This window comes from Parafrigoribacterium mesophilum, from assembly GCF_039652555.1.
Lineage (GTDB): Bacteria > Actinomycetota > Actinomycetes > Actinomycetales > Microbacteriaceae > Parafrigoribacterium > Parafrigoribacterium mesophilum.
In genome coordinates, this window is sequence record NZ_JBDJAF010000002.1 from 171,607 (window position 1) to 189,850 (window position 18,244).

Below are 18,244 nucleotides of genomic sequence, written 5' to 3' on the forward strand. Positions count from 1 at the left end.
GCGACTACCCCAGCGCATCCCGGGCGCAGGCGCGCGCATCCGTCGCCGTGCGGGCGGCGCTGGCCGCATCCGCCGCGCGTCTGCACTGATCGAGGGTGACCGACTTCACCTGAACGGCGACCGGCCCGCGGGAGCGCGGCGACATCGACAGACTCGTCACGCCCAGTCCCACGAGCACGGCAGCCAACAGTGGGTCGGCGGCCGCCTCCCCGCACACCCCAACCGGTTTTCCGGCCGACCCGTCGCACACCATCCGAATCAGGCGCAGCACGCTGGGCTGCCACGGGTCGCCGAGCGCCCCGAGTGCGCCCAGGGTGCGGTCGGCGGCCAGCGTGTATTGGGTCAGGTCGTTGGTGCCCAGGCTGACGAAGTCCACCTCGGCGAAGATCTCCGCAGCCATGATGGCCGCTGCGGGGATTTCCACCATCACCCCCACGGTGTCGATCCCGTGAGCGCGGCAGAGCGTCGCGAATTGGGCGGCCTCGTCGGCCGTCGCGATCATCGGCGCCATCACCTGCACCTGCGCCGTTTCGGCCGCGGCGGCGGCAGCGATGGCGGTGAGCTGGTCGTCTAGCACCTGCGGATGCGTGGTGGCGGTGCGGTAGCCCCGCACGCCGAGCGCCGGGTTCGGTTCCGAATGGTCGGTCACAAACGGCAACGGCTTGTCGGCACCGGCATCCAGGGTGCGGATGACCACCTTCTTGCCCGCGAACCCGGCGAACACCTCCCGGTAGGCGGCGGTCTGTTCCTGGACGCTGGGCGCCTCGGTGCGGTCGAGGAAACTGAACTCGGTGCGGAACAGCCCGATCCCTTCTGCGCCTTCTGCCAGGGCGGCGGCGACAGCCTGCGCCGAGCCGATGTTGGCCAGTAGCGGCACCGGATAGCCATCTGCCGTGGCCCCCGGCTCCAGTACCGGGGGGTGCTCGCCGGATGCCGCGACGGTGCCGAGCTGGTCCGGACTCGGATCGATCACGATCTCACCGGTCGTCCCGTCGACCAGGACCGTCGTGCCCTCCGGGATGTCGGTGACGCCCGATGCGCCGACGACGGCGGGGATACCGAGCGAGCGGGCCAGGATGGCGGTGTGCGAGGTCGGACCGCCCTGCTCGGTGACGATGGCGAGACAGTGTGCCGGGTCGAGCACCGCGGTATCCGTCGGGGCCAGGTCGATGGCGGTGAGCACGTACGGTGCACTCGAGTGCGGGATACCGGGTACGGGCTGTCCGCTCAGGTGGGCGATGAGGCGGTCGCGCACGGAGGTGAGGTCGACAATGCGTGCCGCCAATCTGGTGCCGGCGCCCTTGTAGACGGCGGCGATGGCGGTGACCGCCTCCCACACCGCACGCTCGGCGCTCAGTCCGCGGTCGATGATGCCCGAGCGGATGGTGGTCGCCAGTTCCGGATCCCGGGCGATCGCGGCGGTGGCGGTGATGATGTCGCCAGCCTCACCGCGCACCCGGGCGGCCAGTTCCCCGAGGGCGCTGGCCACTGCGTCGATCGCCGGATCGACTCGGCTCGCGGCCGTCTCGCGCTGATCGTCCGGCAGCGGCATGCCGGTGGCGGGCTCGGCGATCGGTGGTGACACGACCATGACCGGGCCGGCGGCGCGCCCGGGGCTCACTCCGAGCGGCCTCCCGGCCCCGGTGGTACCGCCGGTACCGGTGGTTGAGCCTGTCGAAACCGTCGGAACCGCCCCGCTGGCGGTTCCCTCCGCTTTCTCCCCGAACCCCTCGGCGACAAACTGGCGCACAGCAGCCACCGCCTCGACGGCATCCGGCCCGCTGGCCTCGATTCTCAGCGTGTCGCCCTGGCGCGCGGCCAGGGTGGCCAATGCGATGGGACTGTTCGCGGCCGCCGGGCCAGCACCCGAGCGCAGGTTCGTCACGGCGACCGGTGCGGCAAAACCCGAGACCCGGGCGACGAGTGCCGCCGCCGGCCGGGCGTGCAGTCCATCCGGGTTCACCAGGGTGGCCTCGGCAGAGGCGTCGGGTGCGGCCGTCGGGTCCCCGACGGGCTTAGCCACCGCGGCAGGCTCGACCACCGCGGCAGGCTCAGGCAACTGCGCCTGCTTGGCGCTCAGCGCACCGGCCGCCTCCCGCTCCACCTCGTCGAGAGAGGCGCCGGCCGCGGCCAGAACGACAGCCGACTGCAAACCCTCGAAGAACGGGCCAGGGCTCAGCCGCACGTCGATGGATGCGTCCGGCAGCAACTCCAGGGCCAGTCCAGCGCTGAGCACGGCCGAGCCGAGATCCATGACGACGAGCACACCGTCCCCGGCGGAGACCTCACCGATGGCATCCGCCACCTTCGTGGCGTCGGTACCAGTGCCGCCGTCTTCCGTGCCCGCGGCGATCGCGATCGCCGGCTTGTCCCCGGTCACCATCTCCAGCGCCAGCTCGACCGCCGCTTCGGCCAGTCGCCGACTGTGCGAGACCACGACGATGCCGACCCTGGTCATGGGGCCTCTGTCATGCCAGTGCGACCGTTGCACTGCGTGAGGCCGTCGCTGCACTGCATGAGCTCAGTGCAGCGCGGTGGCGAGGGCGCGGAAAAGCAGTGCGGTGGATGTCGCGCCCGGGTCGATGTGGCCGATGCTGCGCTCGCCGAGGTAGCTGGCTCTGCCCTTCTTCGCGAGCATCGGCTCCGTGGCATCCCGGCCCTGTTCCGCGGCGGCCAGGGCTGCGTCGGCGGCCGCAGCAAGGTCGGAGCCTGACTCGACGGCGTTCTGGAAAGCGCCGACCGCCGGGATCAACGCGTCGAGCATGGTCTTGTCCTCCAGCTCGGCCTTTCCGCGGGCGACGACGCCCTCGAGGCCGGCGCGCAGGGCTGCAGCCAGGGCGTTTCCGTCCAGCGTTTCGGCATCACCGGCGGCGGTGCCCAGTCGCAGGAAGAACGTGCCGTACAGCGGACCGCTTGCACCGCCGACCGAGCTGACCAGCGTCATCCCGATCGTTTTGAAGAACTCGCCGGCGTCGGCGGCGGGCGCGGCGCCGGCTTTGGCCATCGCCGCCGTCATGCCGCGGGTCATGTTTGTGCCGTGGTCGGCGTCGCCGATGGCGGAGTCGAGTTCGGTGAGATAGTCGCGTTGCTCGGTGACGAGCCGGCTGAATTCCGTCATCCAGGCCGTCAGTTGGTCCAGCGTCAGCGCATCCGTGGTGCTACACCCCCCAGCGCAGGCCGGGCGTCTTCACCGGGGCGTCCCACAGCGAGATCAGCTCGTCGTCGGCGGCGAGGACGGTGAGTGAGCATCCGGCCATGTCGAGGGAGGTGATGTAGTTGCCGACGAGATTGCGGGCGACGCGCACGCCGGCCTTGTCGAGGAGCTTCTTCACCTCGCCGTACATCAGGTACAGCTCGATGAGCGGCGACCCGCCCATGCCGTTGAGCATCACGATGGTGTCGCCGCCGGTGAAGTCGAAGTCGGCCAGAACCGGATCGACCAGTTGCACGGCGATGTCGGCGGCGCTGGCCAACGGCTCGCGGTGCCGGCCGGGCTCGCCGTGGATGCCGATGCCGATCTCCATCTGATCGTCGGGCAGGTCGAAAGTCGGTTTGCCGGCCGACGGTACGGTGCAACTGGTGAGCGCCATGCCCATCGAACGGCCGGAGTCGTTGACGCGGCGTGCGATGTCGGCGACGGATGCGAGGTCGCGGCCCTCTTCCGCTGCCGCCCCGGCGATCTTCTCCAGCAGCACGGTGATGCCGACACCGCGGCGGCCCGCGGTGTAGAGGGAGTCCTGCACGGCGACGTCATCGTTGGTGACCACCGATTGCACCTCCACGCCGGCGTCGTCGGCCGCGATCTCGGCGGCCATGTCGAAGTTCATCACGTCGCCCGTGTAGTTCTTGACGATGTGCAGCACGCCGGCGCCGCCGTTGACGTTCTTCGTCGCCTCCACCATCTGGTCCGGAGTGGGAGAGGTGAAGATCTCGCCCGCGCAGGCGGCATCCAGCATCCCGAGCCCGACGAAACCGCCGTGGAGCGGCTCGTGGCCGGAGCCGCCTCCCGAGATCAGGCCGACTTTGCCTGACCGCGGAGTGTCGCGTCGGTAGATGATGCGGTGCTCGTGGTCGATTCGCAGGTCGGGGCAGGCTGCTTCGATGCCGACGAGCGCGTCTGCGACGACGTTGTCCGGCGAGTTGATGAGCTTTTTCATGGTCTGCTTCTCTCAGAGGAGTGAATACCGAGCGTTGAGTACGTCGGAGACTGAAGTACGTCGAATATGCTCCCGGCTTTGATCAACTGTCAAGGCCTGGCGCGGGGCCCTTCGGTGGTTGAGGTCCGTCGACACCGCGCCACGTTCGGTGCACGGGCTCGTCGAGATCCGCACATCCGGTGGTCGAGCCCCGTCGAGATCCGCACTGAATCCGGTCTCCGGTGGTCGAGCCCCGTCGAGATCCGCACTGAATCCTGATTCCGGTGGTCGAGCCCCGCCGAGACCGCGCGTGTCCCTCGGCCCTAGCTTTCCGTTTCCCACCAGCGCGGTGTGCCCGGTGGGGGAGCCGGCCAGCCCGGTTGCGGCACGGAGGGATCGCCGCGCCGCAGTACACCGTGCCAGGATCGCGGATACGAACCATCTCGCGCCGCAGTCGACGCCGGGCCTGCTCCCGTATACGTGAAGCCGCAGCTGCGTGCCACCGACATCGAGGACCAATTGCCTTCCACGCAAGCCCAATTGACTTCCGTGACCCCGCCGACGCTGCTGGAAAACACCCACTCGGTGAGCAGCCGCACGGCGCGAGGCATGTATCCCCGGCCCCGGCGTTCAGCTCCCAACCAGAAGCCCAGGTCCGACGTCGGCAACCGCAGCCCGATCACGCCGAGGAACACGCCGTCCGGATCCCGCAACGCCCACGTCAATTCACTGCCGTCCGCCCAGCCCTGCGGCACGAACTCCCTCACGAAGTACTCGGCGTCGTCCCGGCGGTACGGCCACGGAATCGTGAGGAACCGCTCGAACACCGGGTCCTGGCAATACTGAAAGATCGCCGCTTCATCGGAGGAACGGAATTCATCGAGCCGCAGACCGGGAGCACTCAGGGTGAACGGCGACATGGCGAATGCTGCTAGGTGTCAGGGCCGGGACTGGGGCAGCAGCCCGATCCGGTCATACACCTTGGCTAGCGTCACGTTGGCGATCGCCGCGGCGCGCTCGGCGTTGCCGGCCAGTACCCGGTCGAGTTCGGCCGGGTCGTCGAGCAGTTCCAGCGCACGCGAACGGATCGGCCCGAACCTGTCCACCACGATGTCCGCGAGGTCTTTCTTGAGGTCGCCGTATCCGTGTCCCCCGTACTGCTGCTCGAGCTCCGGAATCGGTCGGTCGGCGAGCACCGAGTAGATCGTGAGCAGGTTCGCGATGCCAGGCTTCGCCTCCTGGTCGAATCGCACCTCCCGCTCGTCATCCGTCACCGCGGAGCGGATCTTCTTCGCACTGACCGACGGATCGTCCATCATCCACAGCACTCCCGACGTGGATGCGGCGGATTTGCTCATCTTCGATGTGGGGTCCTGCAGGTCGTAGATCTTCGCCGTCTCCTTCAGGATCACCGCTTCGGGCACCACAAAGGTGTCTCCGAACCGGGAGTTGAACCGGGCGGCTAGGTCGCGGGTCAGCTCGACGTGCTGCCGCTGGTCGGCCCCTACCGGCACCACGCTCGCTCCGTACAGCAGGATGTCCGCTGCCATCAGCATCGGGTACGCGAACAGGCCAACGGTGGTCGACTCGGCGCCGTGCCGGGTCGACTTGTCCTTGAACTGGGTCATCCGGCCCGCCTCGCCGAACCCGGTGATGGTGTTGAGCACCCACGCGAGTTGCGGATGCGCGGCCACGTGCGACTGCACGAACAGTGTGGAGGCGGACGGGTCGATTCCGGCCGCGATGTACTGCGCCGCCGTGCGTCGGGTGTTCTCCCGCAGCTCGGCGGGATCCTGGGCGACGGTGATCGCATGCAGATCGACGATGCTGAACACGGCGTCGAATTCGGACTGCAGCTTCTTCCACTGCAGCAGTGCGCCCATGTAGTTGCCGATGTGCAGGCTGCCCGCGGAGGGTTGCATGCCGGAGAAGAGTCGGAGTTTGTCGGTCATGTGTCGATTCTTTCAGTCATCAGTGGAACAAGTTCGCGAGTGCCATCCGCCGTCCCCCTCCGGAAATTCAGGAACTGGGGAGACGAGCATCCGAGGAATCCGGTGGGGGACCCCGAGGTGGCACGCATCTTCCTGAATTTCCGGGGGGCGGAGAGAGAGGGGACGAGGCGGGCGGGGGCTGGGGTGGGTCGTCAGATGGCGTAGTCGACGACGACCGGCGTGTGGTCCGACCATCGCTGATCCCAGGACTGCGCGCGGTCCACGCGGTAGTCCTGCACGCGCTCCGCGAGGGCCGGGGTCGCCACGTGGTAGTCGAGCCGCCATCCGGTGTCGGTGTCGAAGGCCTTGCCGCGCCAGCTCCACCAGGTGTAGGGGCCGTCCACCTCGCCCGCCCAACGGCGGCCGACATCCACCCACCCCAGGCCGGGTCCGACGCTGCCGTCCACGCCCGTGACCGGTTCGCCGACCGGCCCGAAGAACCGGTCGAAGTAGGCGCGCTCCTTGGGCAGGAACCCGGCGTTCTTGCGGTTGCCCTTCCAGTTGCGGATGTCGAGCTCCCGATGCCCGACGTTGAGGTCGCCGAGCACGACGGCGAGTTCCGAATGCGCCGCCAGCTCCGGCAGTCGGGCGGTCATCGCGTCGAGGAACTTGTACTTCTCCGCCTGCTTGGGCGTGCCGTCCGCACCGGAGTGCACGTAGGTGCTCACCACAGTGACGATGTGGCCGTCCACCTGATAATCGGCCTCGAGCCAACGTCCGGCGCTGTCGAAGTCGGGGTCGCCGAGCTCCACGCGGTGAATGGATGCCCCGTGTCCATGAGCGCCGGCCCGGCTGGCCAATGCCACGCCGGCGCGACCCTTCGCGGTGGCCGGATCGTGCAGGATGTCCCACTTCGGCCCGAGCAGTTCCTCGAGGTCTTCTGTGGAGGCGCGCACCTCTTGGATGGCGAGGATGTCGACATCCCGGGTCTCCAGCCAGGCGGCCATGCCCTTGCGGTATGCGGCGCGGATGCCATTGGTGTTGATCGTGGCGATTCGCAGCGGCGGCATGCCCTCCAGCTTACCGATCGGCCTCCGACGCTCCGGCTGTCAGCGGCGCCGGAACAAGCGGCGGAACCGCCGCCGCCACCAGCCGCCCGCGGAGGCCGCCGCCTGTTCGGCGGTTGCCTTCTCTGCTGCCTTCGCGGCTGCCTTCTCTGCGGCCACCCGCTCCGCCTCGCGCCGCTCCGCCGCGATCTCCGGATCGGCGACGATGCCGTCGTCGGCCATGCCGGTGGCGATCCACGAGGCGGTGAGCAGTATCACCTGGCAGACCAGGTTGAACCAGATCAGCAGTCCGATGATGACGGCGAAGGAGGCGAGCAACGGATTCCGGCTCGCGCCGCCCAGCAGTGCGCTGCCGAGCACCTTCAGCACACCCAGGCCGACGGCGCCGAGCAACGCCCCGCCGAACAGGCGCCGCGACGGAATGGTCAGCCCGGACAGTAGCCGAAACAGCGCCGCCAACACCCCGGTGTCCAGCATCAGCATGAGCACCAGTCCGATCCCGCGGCCGACGACGGAGGCGACGACGGAGTGTTCGTCGACACCGAGCCAACCGAACACCACTCCGAGCGCCTGTGTGCTCACCACCGACAGCGCCGCCGAGACGAGCAGGACGGCGCCGAAGCCGAGCGCGAGGCCGAAATCCTTGAGCTTCAGCAGCAGAAAGTTGGTGCGCTCCCCTGGGAGGTCGAACAGCGCGCGCACCGCGTCGCGTGCGGACGACAGCCAGCCCAGCCCGGTGAACAGCAACCCGACGGCCGCGATGATGCCGGACCAGCCCAGGATGCTGGTTTGCAGCAGTTGGTCGACGGTTACGGCTCCCTTGCCGCTGCCGGTGTCGATAAGCCCGGGAATCGACGTGTTGATGGTGGCGAAGAACGCCGAACTCAGCTCCGGATTCGCGCGCAGGACCAGCCCGGCCACCGAGAACCCCAGCCACAGTGCGGCGAACACGGCAAATATCGACTGGAACGACAGCCCGCCCGCCAGGATCGGACCGCGCCGCTCCTGGTATCTGAGGAACATCCGCACCGCTTTGAGTTTCTGCGCCCGGCCGATGAGTCGCTGCACGGCATTCGAAGGTGCGGATCCTTCGGCAGCCCTCATGCGGTCAGCATAAGCGTAGGGCGCGTGGATCGCCCACCCCGATAGAGTGGCCGGAGGCGGCGAGGACGAAGAGAACAGCCATGGAATTGCACGGTGTGGGCGTCGGTCGCGGTGTCGTGGTCGGCACGGTGCGCCGGATGCCCGACCCCCTGCCCGAACCTGCCGACGTACCGTTCCTCGGCGATCCGGTGCTCGAATTCGCGGCGGTGGTGGCGGCCCAACGCCACGTGGCGCAGGAACTTCTCGGCCGCGGCGCCCGCGCCGGCGCCCAGGCGCAGGCCATCCTCGACGCCGTGGCGATGATGGCGGAGGATCCCAGCCTGATCGCGCAGGTACGCCAACGGATTGAGGCGGGCGCCACCGGCGAACGCGCGGTGTTCGAGGCGTTCGCCGGATTCCAGACCACCTTGGAGGGGCTCGGCGGCCGATTCGCCGAACGCGCCGTCGACCTCGCCGACGTCGCCGGCCGGGTCATCGCCCAGCTGCGCGGCGTGGGCGCGCCAGGAGTCCCGGTTTCCGAGCATCCGTTCATCCTCGTCGCGCCGGACCTCGCCCCCGCCGATGCGGCACTCCTCGATCCCGCGCTCGTGCTGGGACTGATCACCCGCGACGGCGGCCCCACCAGCCACACCGCTGTGCTGGCACGCGCGAAGTCGCTGCCGACAATCGTGGCGGTGGCGGAGGCGCTTGAGATCCAGGAGGGCACCGAGGTGCTGCTGGATGCCGCCGCCGGTGTGGTGCGGACCGACCCCAGCACCGCGGAGCGGGCCGCAGCCGGCACACCACCGCCGGCCGCGCACTCCGACACGGCCGGCCGGACCGGCGCCCGCGCCGGCTCCCTGGCCGACGGCACCGCGGTGCCGCTGCTGGGCATCCTCGGATCCGCGGCGGACGCCGCAGACGCGCTCGACCGCGGTGCCGAGGGGATTGGGCTGTTCCGCACCGAGTTCCTCTACCTGGACGCCGCATCCGCCCCCTCGATCGCCGACCAGCAGGCTCGATATCTGCAGCTGTTGCGGCACTTCCCAGGTAAGACCGTCATCGTTCGGTGCTTCGATTCCGGCGCGGACAAGCCGCTGAAGTTCCTGCCAGTGCCCCGGGGCGAGAACCCGGCCCTGGGGATGCGCGGACTGCGGGCGCTGCGCGCCCACGAGCCGGTGCTGCGCGACCAGCTGACCGCGCTGGCGCGCGCCGGAGCCCAGGCCGACGCCGACCTGTGGGTGATGGCGCCGATCGTCACGGACCCGGAGCAGGCGGCCTACTTCGTCCGACTCGGGCACGACAGCGGCTTGTCCACCGTCGGCGTGATGGCCGAGGTGCCGTCGCTGGCGATCCTGGCCGACCAGGTGGCCGAGGTGGCGGACTTCATCAGCGTGGGCACCAACGACCTCACCCAGTACACGCTGGCGGCCGATCGGCAGTTGGGCGCCATGTCCGGGCTGCAGGACCCATGGCATCCGGCGGTGCTGCGGCTGATCCAGCGGATCGGTGCCGCCGGCGCCGCAGCCGGCAAGCACATCAGTGTCTGCGGCGAGGCGGCAGCCGATCCGCAGCTCGCCGTGGTGCTCGTCGGGCTCGGCGCCACGACGCTGAGCATGGCACCGAACGCGCTGGGCGCCGTGCGGGATCAACTGGCCCAGGTCACGCTCGAGAAGGCCCGGGAACTGGCCGCCACCGCGCTGCAGGCGCGCTCCGCAGCCGAAGCGCGCGGCAGCATCCGACATTTCTTTGCCCCTGGCTCTACCGCTCCGGAGCAAAACCCGGCATAATTGGGGCAGTTTCACCTTCCGCTCCATGGTGGGCATGGGGGGGGCGGGGATCCTGAGGGGGATCAGTGCTGCGTCACCCGAGACGAGACCAGGCGACCGCGTCGGACGAGTCGTTGCTGGCCGGAGCGCGCGCCGGCGACAAGGGCGCGTTCGCCGAACTGTGGCAGCGTCACGCCCGTTCCGGCCTGCGGGTGGCCCGGCAGTTCACCTCGTCCCTGGACGCCGACGACCTCGTGGCGGAGGCATTCACGCAGATCTACCGCCAGGTGCTGGCCGGCGGCGGACCGAACGGATCATTCCGCCCGTATCTCTACACCACCATCCGGAATCTGGCGTGCCGGTGGGGCCGGGAGTCTCACGAGATCCCCATCGACGACCTGGATGGCATCGAGGATCCGTTCGCGCTCGATGATCCCGCCGTCGCTGCACTCGACCGCAGTTTCACCGTACGGGCGTTCCGCAGTTTGCCGCAGCGCTGGCAGTCCGTGCTGTGGTACACCGAGGTCGAAGGCATGGACCCGCACGAGGTGGCACCACTGCTCGGATTGACCGCGAATTCGGTCGCGGCGCTGTCGTATCGCGCCCGGGAGGGTTTGCGCACCGCGTGGCTCCAAGCCCATATCTCGGACACCGTGACGGATGCCGACTGCCGCTGGGCGATCGACCGTCTCGGTGGCCACGCCCGGCACGGGCTCAGTGCTCGCGAGGCCGAGCGGCTCGGCGAACACCTTCGGACCTGTGCGCGCTGCAGCATCATCTCGGAGGAAGTCGACGAGGTGGGCGCGCGGCTCGCCCTCGTTCTGCTGCCGCTGATTCTCGGCGGCGTGGCCGGCGGAGCGATGCTCGCCGGCGTTTCCGCGCCGACCGGTGCGGCAGCCGCGCAGCTGATGCCGGCCATCCCGCCGGCCTTCCAGACCCTCGCCGGCACCGGACTCGGCACCGCTACCGCAGGGTTGTCGCTGGCTTCCGCCTTCAGCGCCCCGGCCCTCGTGGGCAGCCTGGCCATCGTGGTGGCACTGTCCGGCGGACTCGCCGCCTCCGTGACGTCACCGCCGCCGGCATCCGCCGACGCGGTCGCGGTGCAATCGGGTGCTGCCTCGGCGGGCTCAGACGGCCGAACCGCGCCCAGCACACCGGCACCGGACGGGGTGATTCACCCTATCGTCGACCCGGCTGCCGCGGTGATTCCGGAGGTGCGCACCCCGGCTGCGATCGTAGGCGACGTCGACGGGGCAGTCGATCGGGTGCTGGGAGCTGTTCCGGATGCCGTCGGTCCGACGGTGGAATCGGTGACCGGCGCCGTGGACGCAACGGTCGGCACCGTCGCCGGCGCTGTGGACTCGACCGTTGACTCCGTCGCCGGCTCTGTCGACGCCGCGGCGGGTTCCGTCGGCGCGTTGACCGACGCGGCCGACGCGACGGTGGGGGCTGCCACCGACACGGTCGACGCGACGGTGGGCGCGAGCAACGACACGGTCGACGCGACGGTGGGCGCCGTCACCGGGGTTGTTGACTCCACAACATCCGAAGTCGCCACAGACGCCGGCGTCGTGCTTCCCGGGCTCTGGCGTTAGCCGCAAAAACTTTCTTTAAGATTCCGCGTCATAATTCACCGGTTTCCGACTCTCTTCAACTGAGAGGGTAAGCAGTCAATAAATAAATAAGGTCGCAATACCGTTCGGGGACGGGGCGGCCTTCACACTAACAGGACCGTCAGCGCTTCTTCGGGTGATGCGCTGGCGGTCTTGTGCTGTGTGGAAATGATTCCTGAGAAACGCGACTGCCTTCAGCTGAGCGGGTGAAAAAAGCAGGTATGAATGGAAAGCCCACCGTTCGGGGACGGGCGGCTTTCAAGACAGAGGGCCGTACGCGCTTCTTCGGGTGAAGCGCCCACGGCCCTCTGTTGTTGCGGTGTGTGTTGCTGCGGTGTGCGTTACGGCTTGCCGCGCATGATCGCCTGCTTGACCTCGGCGATCGCCTGCGTGATCTGGATGCCGCGCGGGCAGACATCCGTGCAGTTGAAGGTGGTGCGGCAGCGCCACACGCCCTCTTGGTCGTTGAGGATGTCCAGGCGCACCTGGGCGCCCTCGTCGCGCGAGTCGAAGATGAAACGGTGCGCGTTGACGATCGCTGCCGGGCCGAAGTACTGCCCGTCGGTCCAGAACACCGGGCACGACGAGGTGCACGCGGCGCAGAGGATGCACTTGGTGGAGTCGTCGAACGCGTTGCGCTGGGCGGGGGACTGCTTGCGCTCCTTGCCGTCGGCTGGCACGGTGCTGGACATCAGGAACGGCTGGATGGCGCGGAAGCTGTCGAAGAACGGCTCCATGTCCACGATCAGGTCCTTCTCCAGCGGCAGGCCTTTCAGCGCTTCGATGTAGATCGGTTTGCTGACATCCAGGTCTTTCAGCAGTGTCTTGCAGGCAAGCCGGTTGCGGCCGTTGATGCGCATCGCATCCGAGCCGCAGACGCCGTGCGCGCAAGAACGGCGGAAGCTGAGGCTGCCGTCCTGCTCCCACTTGATCTTGTGCAGCGCGTCCAGCACGCGGTCGGTGGCGTGCATCTCAACATCGAAGTCCTGCCAGTGCGGCTCTTCGTCGACGTCGGGGTCGAAACGGCGGATGATCAAGGTTGCCGTGAAGGTAGGAACAACATCGTGCTCCATCGGCCCTTTCTCAAGCAGTGCAGTGCTCATTAGTACTTTCTTTCAGTCGGCGGGTAGTTCGTCACGACAACCGGTTTGGTGCCCAACTTGATGTGACCGCCGGCCGAGGTCTCGGGGTCGCCGGTGAGGTAGGCCATCGTGTGCACCATGAAGTTCTCATCGTCGCGCTTCGGGTAGTCCTCGCGCATGTGGCAGCCGCGACTTTCCTTGCGGTTCCGTGCAGAGTACACGACCACCTCGGCAAGGTCGAGCAGGAAGCCCAGTTCCACGGCCTCCAGCAGCTCCGTGTTGAAGCGCTTGCCCTTGTCCTGCACGCCGACGTTGCGGTAGCGAACGCGCAGCTGCTGAATGAGCTCGCCGACCTCCCGCAGAGTTTCGTCGGTGCGGAACACCTGGGCGTTGCGGTCCATGTTCTCCTGCAGCTCTTTGCGGATCGCGCCGACCCGTTCGCTGCCGTCGCCACCGCGGGTGTGCTCGAGCAAGGCGCGGATGCCCGTGGTCGGGTTCTCCGGCAACGGCACCCAGTCTGCGGTCTTGATGAACTCCACGGCGTTGTCGCCGGCGCGCTTGCCGAACACGTTGATGTCCAGCAGCGAGTTCGTGCCGAGCCGGTTCGAGCCGTGCACGCTCACGCAGGCGCACTCACCGGCGGCGTACAACCCAGGCACCGTCTGGGTGCTGTTCGCCAGCACCTCCGCATTCACGGTGGTGGGGATGCCGCCCATCGCGTAGTGCGCTGTGGGCAGCACCGGGATCGGCTCGGTGTACGGCTCGACCCCCAGGTAGGTGCGGGCGAATTCGGTGATGTCCGGCAGCTTCGCGTCGATCACCGCCGGCTCGAGGTGGGTGAGGTCGAGGTACAGGTAGTCCCGGTACGGTCCGGCGCCACGCCCCTCGCGAATCTCGGTCGACATCGAGCGGGACACGATGTCGCGCGGTGCGAGGTCCTTGATGGTTGGCGCGTACCGCTCCATGAAGCGCTCGCCGTCGGCGTTGCGCAGGATGCCGCCCTCACCGCGGGCGGCCTCAGACAGCAGGATGCCCAGGCCGGCCAGACCGGTCGGGTGGAACTGGAAGAACTCCATGTCCTCCAACGGCAAGCCGTTGCGCCAGAGAATGCCGACGCCGTCACCGGTCAGAGTGTGCGCGTTCGAGGTGGTCTTGTAGATCTTGCCGAAACCACCGGTGGCGAAGATGAACGCCTTGCCCTGGAACACGTGCAGCTCGCCGGTCGCCAGCTCGTAGGCGACCACGGCGGACGGCTTCTTAACCCCGTCGACCTCGACCATGAGCAGGTCCAGAACGTAGAACTCGTTGAAGAAGTTGATACCGTGCTTGACGCACTGTTGGTACAGGGTCTGCAGGATCATGTGGCCCGTGCGGTCGGCCGAGTAGCACGACCGGCGCACGGCGCTCTTGCCATGGTCGCGGGTGTGACCGCCGAAGCGACGCTGGTCGATCAGGCCGTCCTCGGTGCGGCTGAACGGCAACCCCATGTGCTCGAGGTCGATGACCGCGTCAATGGCTTCCTTCGCGAGGATCTCCGCGGCGTCCTGGTCCACCAGGAAGTCACCGCCCTTGACGGTGTCGTAGGTGTGCCACTCCCAGTTGTCCTCCTCGACGTTGCCGAGGGCCGCGGCCATGCCGCCCTGGGCCGCTCCGGTGTGGGAACGAGTCGGGTAGAGCTTGGAGATCACCGCGGTATCCGCGTTCGGTCCGGCCTGGATCGCCGCGCGCATCCCGGCGCCACCGGCGCCGATGATCACGATGTCGTGCTTGTGGTAGTGCACACCGTCAATCAGCGTGCCTTCGTGGTTCTCGCCCGTCACGGTATCCTGTGCCGCCATCAGCTTGCCGCGCAGAACGACGGGAGGAGGTTGGCGGCTTGGCCTGCGGGGCAGGGGTCGAACGAAAAGATCACAAGGGTTCCCAGAATAAGTAGTACGACGGTGGCGGCAACGAGGCCGCCCTTGAAGATGACGGATAGAAGCCGGTTGTGGGCGTAGTCGTTGACGATGGTGCGCATCCCGTTGGCGCCGTGGATCAGCGCGAGCCACAGCATCGCGCAATCCCAGACCTTCCAAAACGGGTCGGACCACTTGCCGCCGACGAAAGCGAAGTCGAGCGCCTTGATGCCCTCGCCGGTGAGCAGGTTCACGAACAGGTGGCCGAAGATGAGCACGAGCAGCAGCACGCCGCTGGCGCGCATGAAGATCCAGCCCCACTTCTCCATGTTCATACCGGCGCGGCGGCGGGTGGGGAGCGCGGTGCGGGGGGCGTCAATGGTGGTCATGGTCTTATGCCCCTTCGCTGAAGACGTGCATCAAGTGGATCGGGGCGAAGCCGAGCATCAGGATGACCCAGATCACGATGACGATCCAGTACAGCGCCTTCTCGTGCTTGGCGCCGAAGCGCCAGAAGTCGACGAGGATGATCCGCAGGCCGTTGAGCGCGTGCAGCATGACCGCCGCGACCAGGATGGTCTCGCCGAGCCCCATGATCGGGTTCTTGTAGGTGCCGATCACCGCGTTGTACGCCTCCGGACTGACCCGCACGAGCGAGGTGTCCAGAATGTGCACCAGCAGGAAGAAGAAGATGCCGACGCCGGTGATCCGGTGCAGCACCCACGACCACATGCCGAGGTCACCACGGTAGAGAGTGCCTACAGGGGCCTTCGGTTTGCTGAGTCTGGGAAATGGATACTTTTTCGCTGGCCGTGGGGCGACCAGGGCCCCCGTGGACTTCTCCGGCACGAGCAACCCTCCCTGAGGTTCTTCGTCCCGTGAGCGGGACAGACGATTGGTCGGGATTCCGACAACGCCAGTCTATTCCCACCGAATACCGCACGGGCACGGCAGGGCGGGCAGCGGCGACCTCCGGCTACAGTGGTCGCATGGTCCCCAACCCGAGTGCACTTGACCGGCTCTACAGCATCATCCCGGCTGGCGGCATCGGTTCGCGGCTATGGCCGCTGTCCCGCGCTGATGCCCCGAAGTTCTTGCACGACCTCACCGGCAGCGGCAAGACGCTGCTGCGCGCCACCTGGGATCGGCTCGTCCCGTTGTCCGGCCAGGACCGGATCATGGTCGTCACCGGTCGGGCGCACCGGGCGGCGGTAGAGCAGCAGCTGCCGGAGCTGACCGACCCGAATGTGGTGCTCGAGAGCGAGCCCAAGGATTCCAGCGCCGCGATCGGACTGGCAGCGGCCATCCTGGTGAACCGCGAGCCGGATGTGATCATTGGATCGTTCGCTGCCGACCACGTGATCGGGGACACCCGCGGCTTCAAACGCGCGGTTGCCCAGGCGGTGGCGGCGGCCGATGCCGGATACATCTCCACCATCGGGATCACGCCCACTGAACCGGCGATCGGCTTCGGCTACATCCACTGCAATGGCACCCTGGAGATCTCCGGCGCTCCGAGCGCCGTGCTCGCCGACTCGTTCGTGGAGAAGCCGGCGCTCGAGGTCGCCGAACGGTACCTCGCCGACGGTCACTACCTCTGGAACGGCGGCATGTTCGTCTCCCGGGCCGATGTCTTGCTCGAGCAGCTCGGCAAGTCAGAACCGGAGTTGCTGGCCGGGCTCACCGAGCTGGCGGCAGCCTGGGACACCCCGCGCCGCGGTGCGGTGGTGGACAAGGTCTGGCCGCGGCTGAAGAAGATCGCCATCGACTACACGGTCGCCGAGCCCGCCGCCGCGGCAGGACGGCTGGCGGTCGTGCCCGGCGATTTCGACTGGGACGACGTCGGTGACTTCGCGGCGATCGCGAAACTGAACTCCGGCGGACGTAAGGCGAACCTCGCGATTCTGGGCGAGAACGCCCGGGTGCTCGCGGATGCCTCCAGTGGCATCGTCGTGAGCCAGTGCGAGCGGCTGATCTCGCTGGTCGGCGTCACCGACATCGTCGTGGTGGACACTCCGGATGCGCTGCTGGTGACCACCACCGCAAATGCGCAGCGGGTGAAGAAAGTGGTGGACGCCCTCAAGCTCTCCGGTCGAGGCGACATCCTCTAGCCGCCCCCAGCGGTCTCCCGCGTCGGTGATTTCGACGAGCTCAATCACCGGGGGTTGGTGACGTCTCGGGGTTGTGCGGGTTTCCGGTGGTCGAGCTCCGTCGAGACCGCCCCGACGGGGTCCGCGCCGACCGGAAGAACGAACGGAGCACGCGTCAAAGGGGTGTTCTGCGCAGTTATATTGCTTGGCATGGAGGCATCTTGCGGCAGATGGACTGCCGAGCCAACAATCTGGTAACCATTCAGAGTGACGTCCACGTGCATCCCTGAACTTAACGTCACTTTAGGTAATATTCATCGAACACAGCCTCGGCAACCTCTGTCGGGGCGGCACCTTGGAGGACATTGTGAGAATCACCTCACGTAAAGCCGCCCTCAGCGGCTTTGCAACGCTCGGCGTGGCTGTACTGCTCGCCGGATGCGCCACAGCACCGGAGAAAGCACCAGCAAGTTCTCCGACCGCGGGCGCCAACGATTTCCTGGGCTGTATGGTCTCGGACGCCGGCGGGTTCGACGACCGGTCGTTCAACCAACTCGGGCTCGAGGGTTTGACCACCGCAGTCAAGGATCTAGGGGCCAAAGAGAAGCACGTCCAATCGGATGCCGACACCGACTACGCGCCCAACATCAACCAGCTGCTGGAGAGCAACTGCAACCTCATCGTCACCGTCGGCTTCAACCTCGCCGCCGCAAGTCTGGCCGCCGCGAAGGCGAACCCCGATGTCGAGTTCGCGATCATCGACGACGCCGCAGACGCGACCGGCGCTAAGGATAAGGACGGCAAGGACACCGGAGACGGCAAGCCCGACTACCCGAACATCAAGCCGATTCTCTTCGACACCGCGCAGTCGGCCTTCCTCGGCGGGTACGTCGCGGCCAGCTACAGCAAGACCGGCATCGTCGGAACCTTCGGCGGCCTGCCCATCCCGCCGGTCACCATCTTCATGGACGGCTTCGTCGATGGCGTCAACTACTACAACAGCAAGAAGAACAAGAACGTGCAGGTGCTCGGCTGGGACGTCAAGACGCAGAACGGCTCCTTCACCGGTGGCTTCGCCGCCGGCCAAGAGGCGCTCGGCGCGGCCAACGCCCTGATCGACAAGAACGCCGACGTGATCCTCCCTGTCGGGGGTCCGATCTACCAGAGCGCTGCCGCCGCCATCCTGGACTCGAAGAAGGACATCGCGCTGCTGGGCGTCGACGCCGACCTCTTCGAGACCGACACGAAGTACCAGTCGCTGTTCCTCACCTCGATCCTGAAGGGGATGAAGCAGGGCGTCGAAGCCGTCGTCAAGGACGCTGCTGCCGACAAGTTCGACAACTCGCCGTACGTGGGCACCTTGGAAAACGGCGGAGTCGGCCTGGCGCCGTTCCACAACTTCCAGGACAAGGTCGACCCGGGCCTGCAGGGTGAACTGGATGCCATCAAGAAGGACATCATCAGCGGCGCGATCAAGGTCGAGTCGCCGTCGTCACCGAAGTAAGCAGTAAGACCGAGTAGAAGCAACACAGGGCAGAATGGGTCGGGGAGCCTATGGTGGCTCCCCGACCCGTTCGA

General features: G+C 67.5%; 15 protein-coding genes and 1 pseudogene. 4 read left to right on the forward strand and 12 right to left on the reverse strand.

The window, feature by feature from the left end; all coding sequences use genetic code 11:
• Positions 1–4 precede the first annotated feature (4 nt).
• The 8 genes and pseudogenes from ptsP (ABFX56_RS10910) to ABFX56_RS10940 form a co-directional block, all read right to left on the reverse strand.
• Entirely contained in the window at positions 5–1,621 is a 1,617-nt protein-coding gene (gene ptsP / locus ABFX56_RS10910; RefSeq protein WP_428834439.1) for a phosphoenolpyruvate--protein phosphotransferase, read from the reverse strand.
• 123 nt (positions 1,622–1,744) lie between these two features.
• A pseudogene (dhaM, locus tag ABFX56_RS16310) lies at positions 1,745–2,458 on the reverse strand (dihydroxyacetone kinase phosphoryl donor subunit DhaM); the annotation flags it as partial.
• Positions 2,459–2,521: 63 nt separating this feature from the next.
• Positions 2,522–3,118: a dihydroxyacetone kinase subunit DhaL gene (dhaL, locus tag ABFX56_RS10915; protein ID WP_346233353.1), complete on the reverse strand. Its 597-nt coding sequence runs from the start codon at positions 3,116–3,118 to the stop codon at positions 2,522–2,524.
• A gap of 40 nt (positions 3,119–3,158) precedes the next feature.
• Positions 3,159–4,157, reverse strand: a complete 999-nt coding sequence (gene dhaK, locus ABFX56_RS10920) for a dihydroxyacetone kinase subunit DhaK (RefSeq protein ID WP_346233354.1) — start codon at positions 4,155–4,157, stop codon at positions 3,159–3,161.
• Positions 4,158–4,459: 302 nt separating this feature from the next.
• On the reverse strand, positions 4,460–5,056 hold the full coding sequence (locus ABFX56_RS10925) for a GNAT family N-acetyltransferase (protein WP_346233355.1): 597 nt from the start codon (positions 5,054–5,056) through the stop codon (positions 4,460–4,462).
• A gap of 18 nt (positions 5,057–5,074) precedes the next feature.
• Positions 5,075–6,088 (reverse strand): tryptophan--tRNA ligase, encoded by a 1,014-nt coding sequence (gene trpS, locus ABFX56_RS10930; protein WP_346233356.1) that lies wholly within the window; start codon positions 6,086–6,088, stop codon positions 5,075–5,077.
• A 191-nt stretch (positions 6,089–6,279) separates the two neighbouring features.
• Positions 6,280–7,137 (reverse strand): exodeoxyribonuclease III, encoded by an 858-nt coding sequence (locus ABFX56_RS10935; protein WP_346233357.1) that lies wholly within the window; start codon positions 7,135–7,137, stop codon positions 6,280–6,282.
• A gap of 39 nt (positions 7,138–7,176) precedes the next feature.
• Positions 7,177–8,238 carry a YihY/virulence factor BrkB family protein gene (locus ABFX56_RS10940; RefSeq protein ID WP_346233358.1) on the reverse strand — a complete coding sequence of 354 codons (1,062 nt, stop codon included), beginning with the start codon at positions 8,236–8,238 and terminating at the stop codon, positions 7,177–7,179.
• Between the two features lie 80 nt (positions 8,239–8,318).
• Here ABFX56_RS10940 and ptsP (ABFX56_RS10945) point away from each other — a divergent pair, with 80 nt between their 5' ends.
• Together ptsP (ABFX56_RS10945) and ABFX56_RS10950 are read left to right on the forward strand one after the other, a co-directional pair.
• Entirely contained in the window at positions 8,319–10,007 is a 1,689-nt protein-coding gene (ptsP, locus tag ABFX56_RS10945; protein WP_346233359.1) for a phosphoenolpyruvate--protein phosphotransferase, read from the forward strand.
• Positions 10,008–10,072: 65 nt separating this feature from the next.
• A complete protein-coding gene (locus ABFX56_RS10950) occupies positions 10,073–11,581 on the forward strand; it encodes a sigma-70 family RNA polymerase sigma factor (protein ID WP_346233360.1) in 1,509 nt (502 codons plus the stop codon).
• A gap of 359 nt (positions 11,582–11,940) precedes the next feature.
• On the opposite strand, the gene ABFX56_RS10955 is transcribed toward ABFX56_RS10950, so the two are convergent.
• The 4 genes from ABFX56_RS10955 to sdhC are packed head-to-tail and all read right to left on the reverse strand — an operon-like array spanning position 11,941 to position 15,308.
• A complete protein-coding gene (locus ABFX56_RS10955) occupies positions 11,941–12,702 on the reverse strand; it encodes a succinate dehydrogenase iron-sulfur subunit (protein ID WP_346233361.1) in 762 nt (253 codons plus the stop codon).
• Positions 12,702–14,519: a succinate dehydrogenase flavoprotein subunit gene (gene sdhA, locus ABFX56_RS10960; RefSeq protein WP_346233362.1), complete on the reverse strand. Its 1,818-nt coding sequence runs from the start codon at positions 14,517–14,519 to the stop codon at positions 12,702–12,704. Before sdhA ends, ABFX56_RS10955 begins: the two co-directional genes overlap by 1 nt.
• Positions 14,519–14,965: a succinate dehydrogenase hydrophobic membrane anchor subunit gene (locus ABFX56_RS10965; RefSeq protein ID WP_346233363.1), complete on the reverse strand. Its 447-nt coding sequence runs from the start codon at positions 14,963–14,965 to the stop codon at positions 14,519–14,521. Before ABFX56_RS10965 ends, sdhA begins: the two co-directional genes overlap by 1 nt.
• A gap of 4 nt (positions 14,966–14,969) precedes the next feature.
• Complete coding sequence (sdhC, locus tag ABFX56_RS10970) at positions 14,970–15,308, reverse strand: succinate dehydrogenase, cytochrome b556 subunit (RefSeq protein ID WP_428834434.1); 339 nt, start codon at positions 15,306–15,308, stop codon at positions 14,970–14,972.
• A 257-nt stretch (positions 15,309–15,565) separates the two neighbouring features.
• Between sdhC and ABFX56_RS10975 the strand changes: the two genes are divergently transcribed.
• Together ABFX56_RS10975 and ABFX56_RS10980 are read left to right on the forward strand one after the other, a co-directional pair.
• Complete coding sequence (locus ABFX56_RS10975) at positions 15,566–16,687, forward strand: mannose-1-phosphate guanylyltransferase (protein ID WP_346233364.1); 1,122 nt, start codon at positions 15,566–15,568, stop codon at positions 16,685–16,687.
• A 346-nt stretch (positions 16,688–17,033) separates the two neighbouring features.
• Complete coding sequence (locus ABFX56_RS10980; protein WP_346233365.1) at positions 17,034–18,170, forward strand: BMP family lipoprotein; 1,137 nt, start codon at positions 17,034–17,036, stop codon at positions 18,168–18,170.
• The last annotated feature ends 74 nt before the right edge of the window (positions 18,171–18,244 follow it).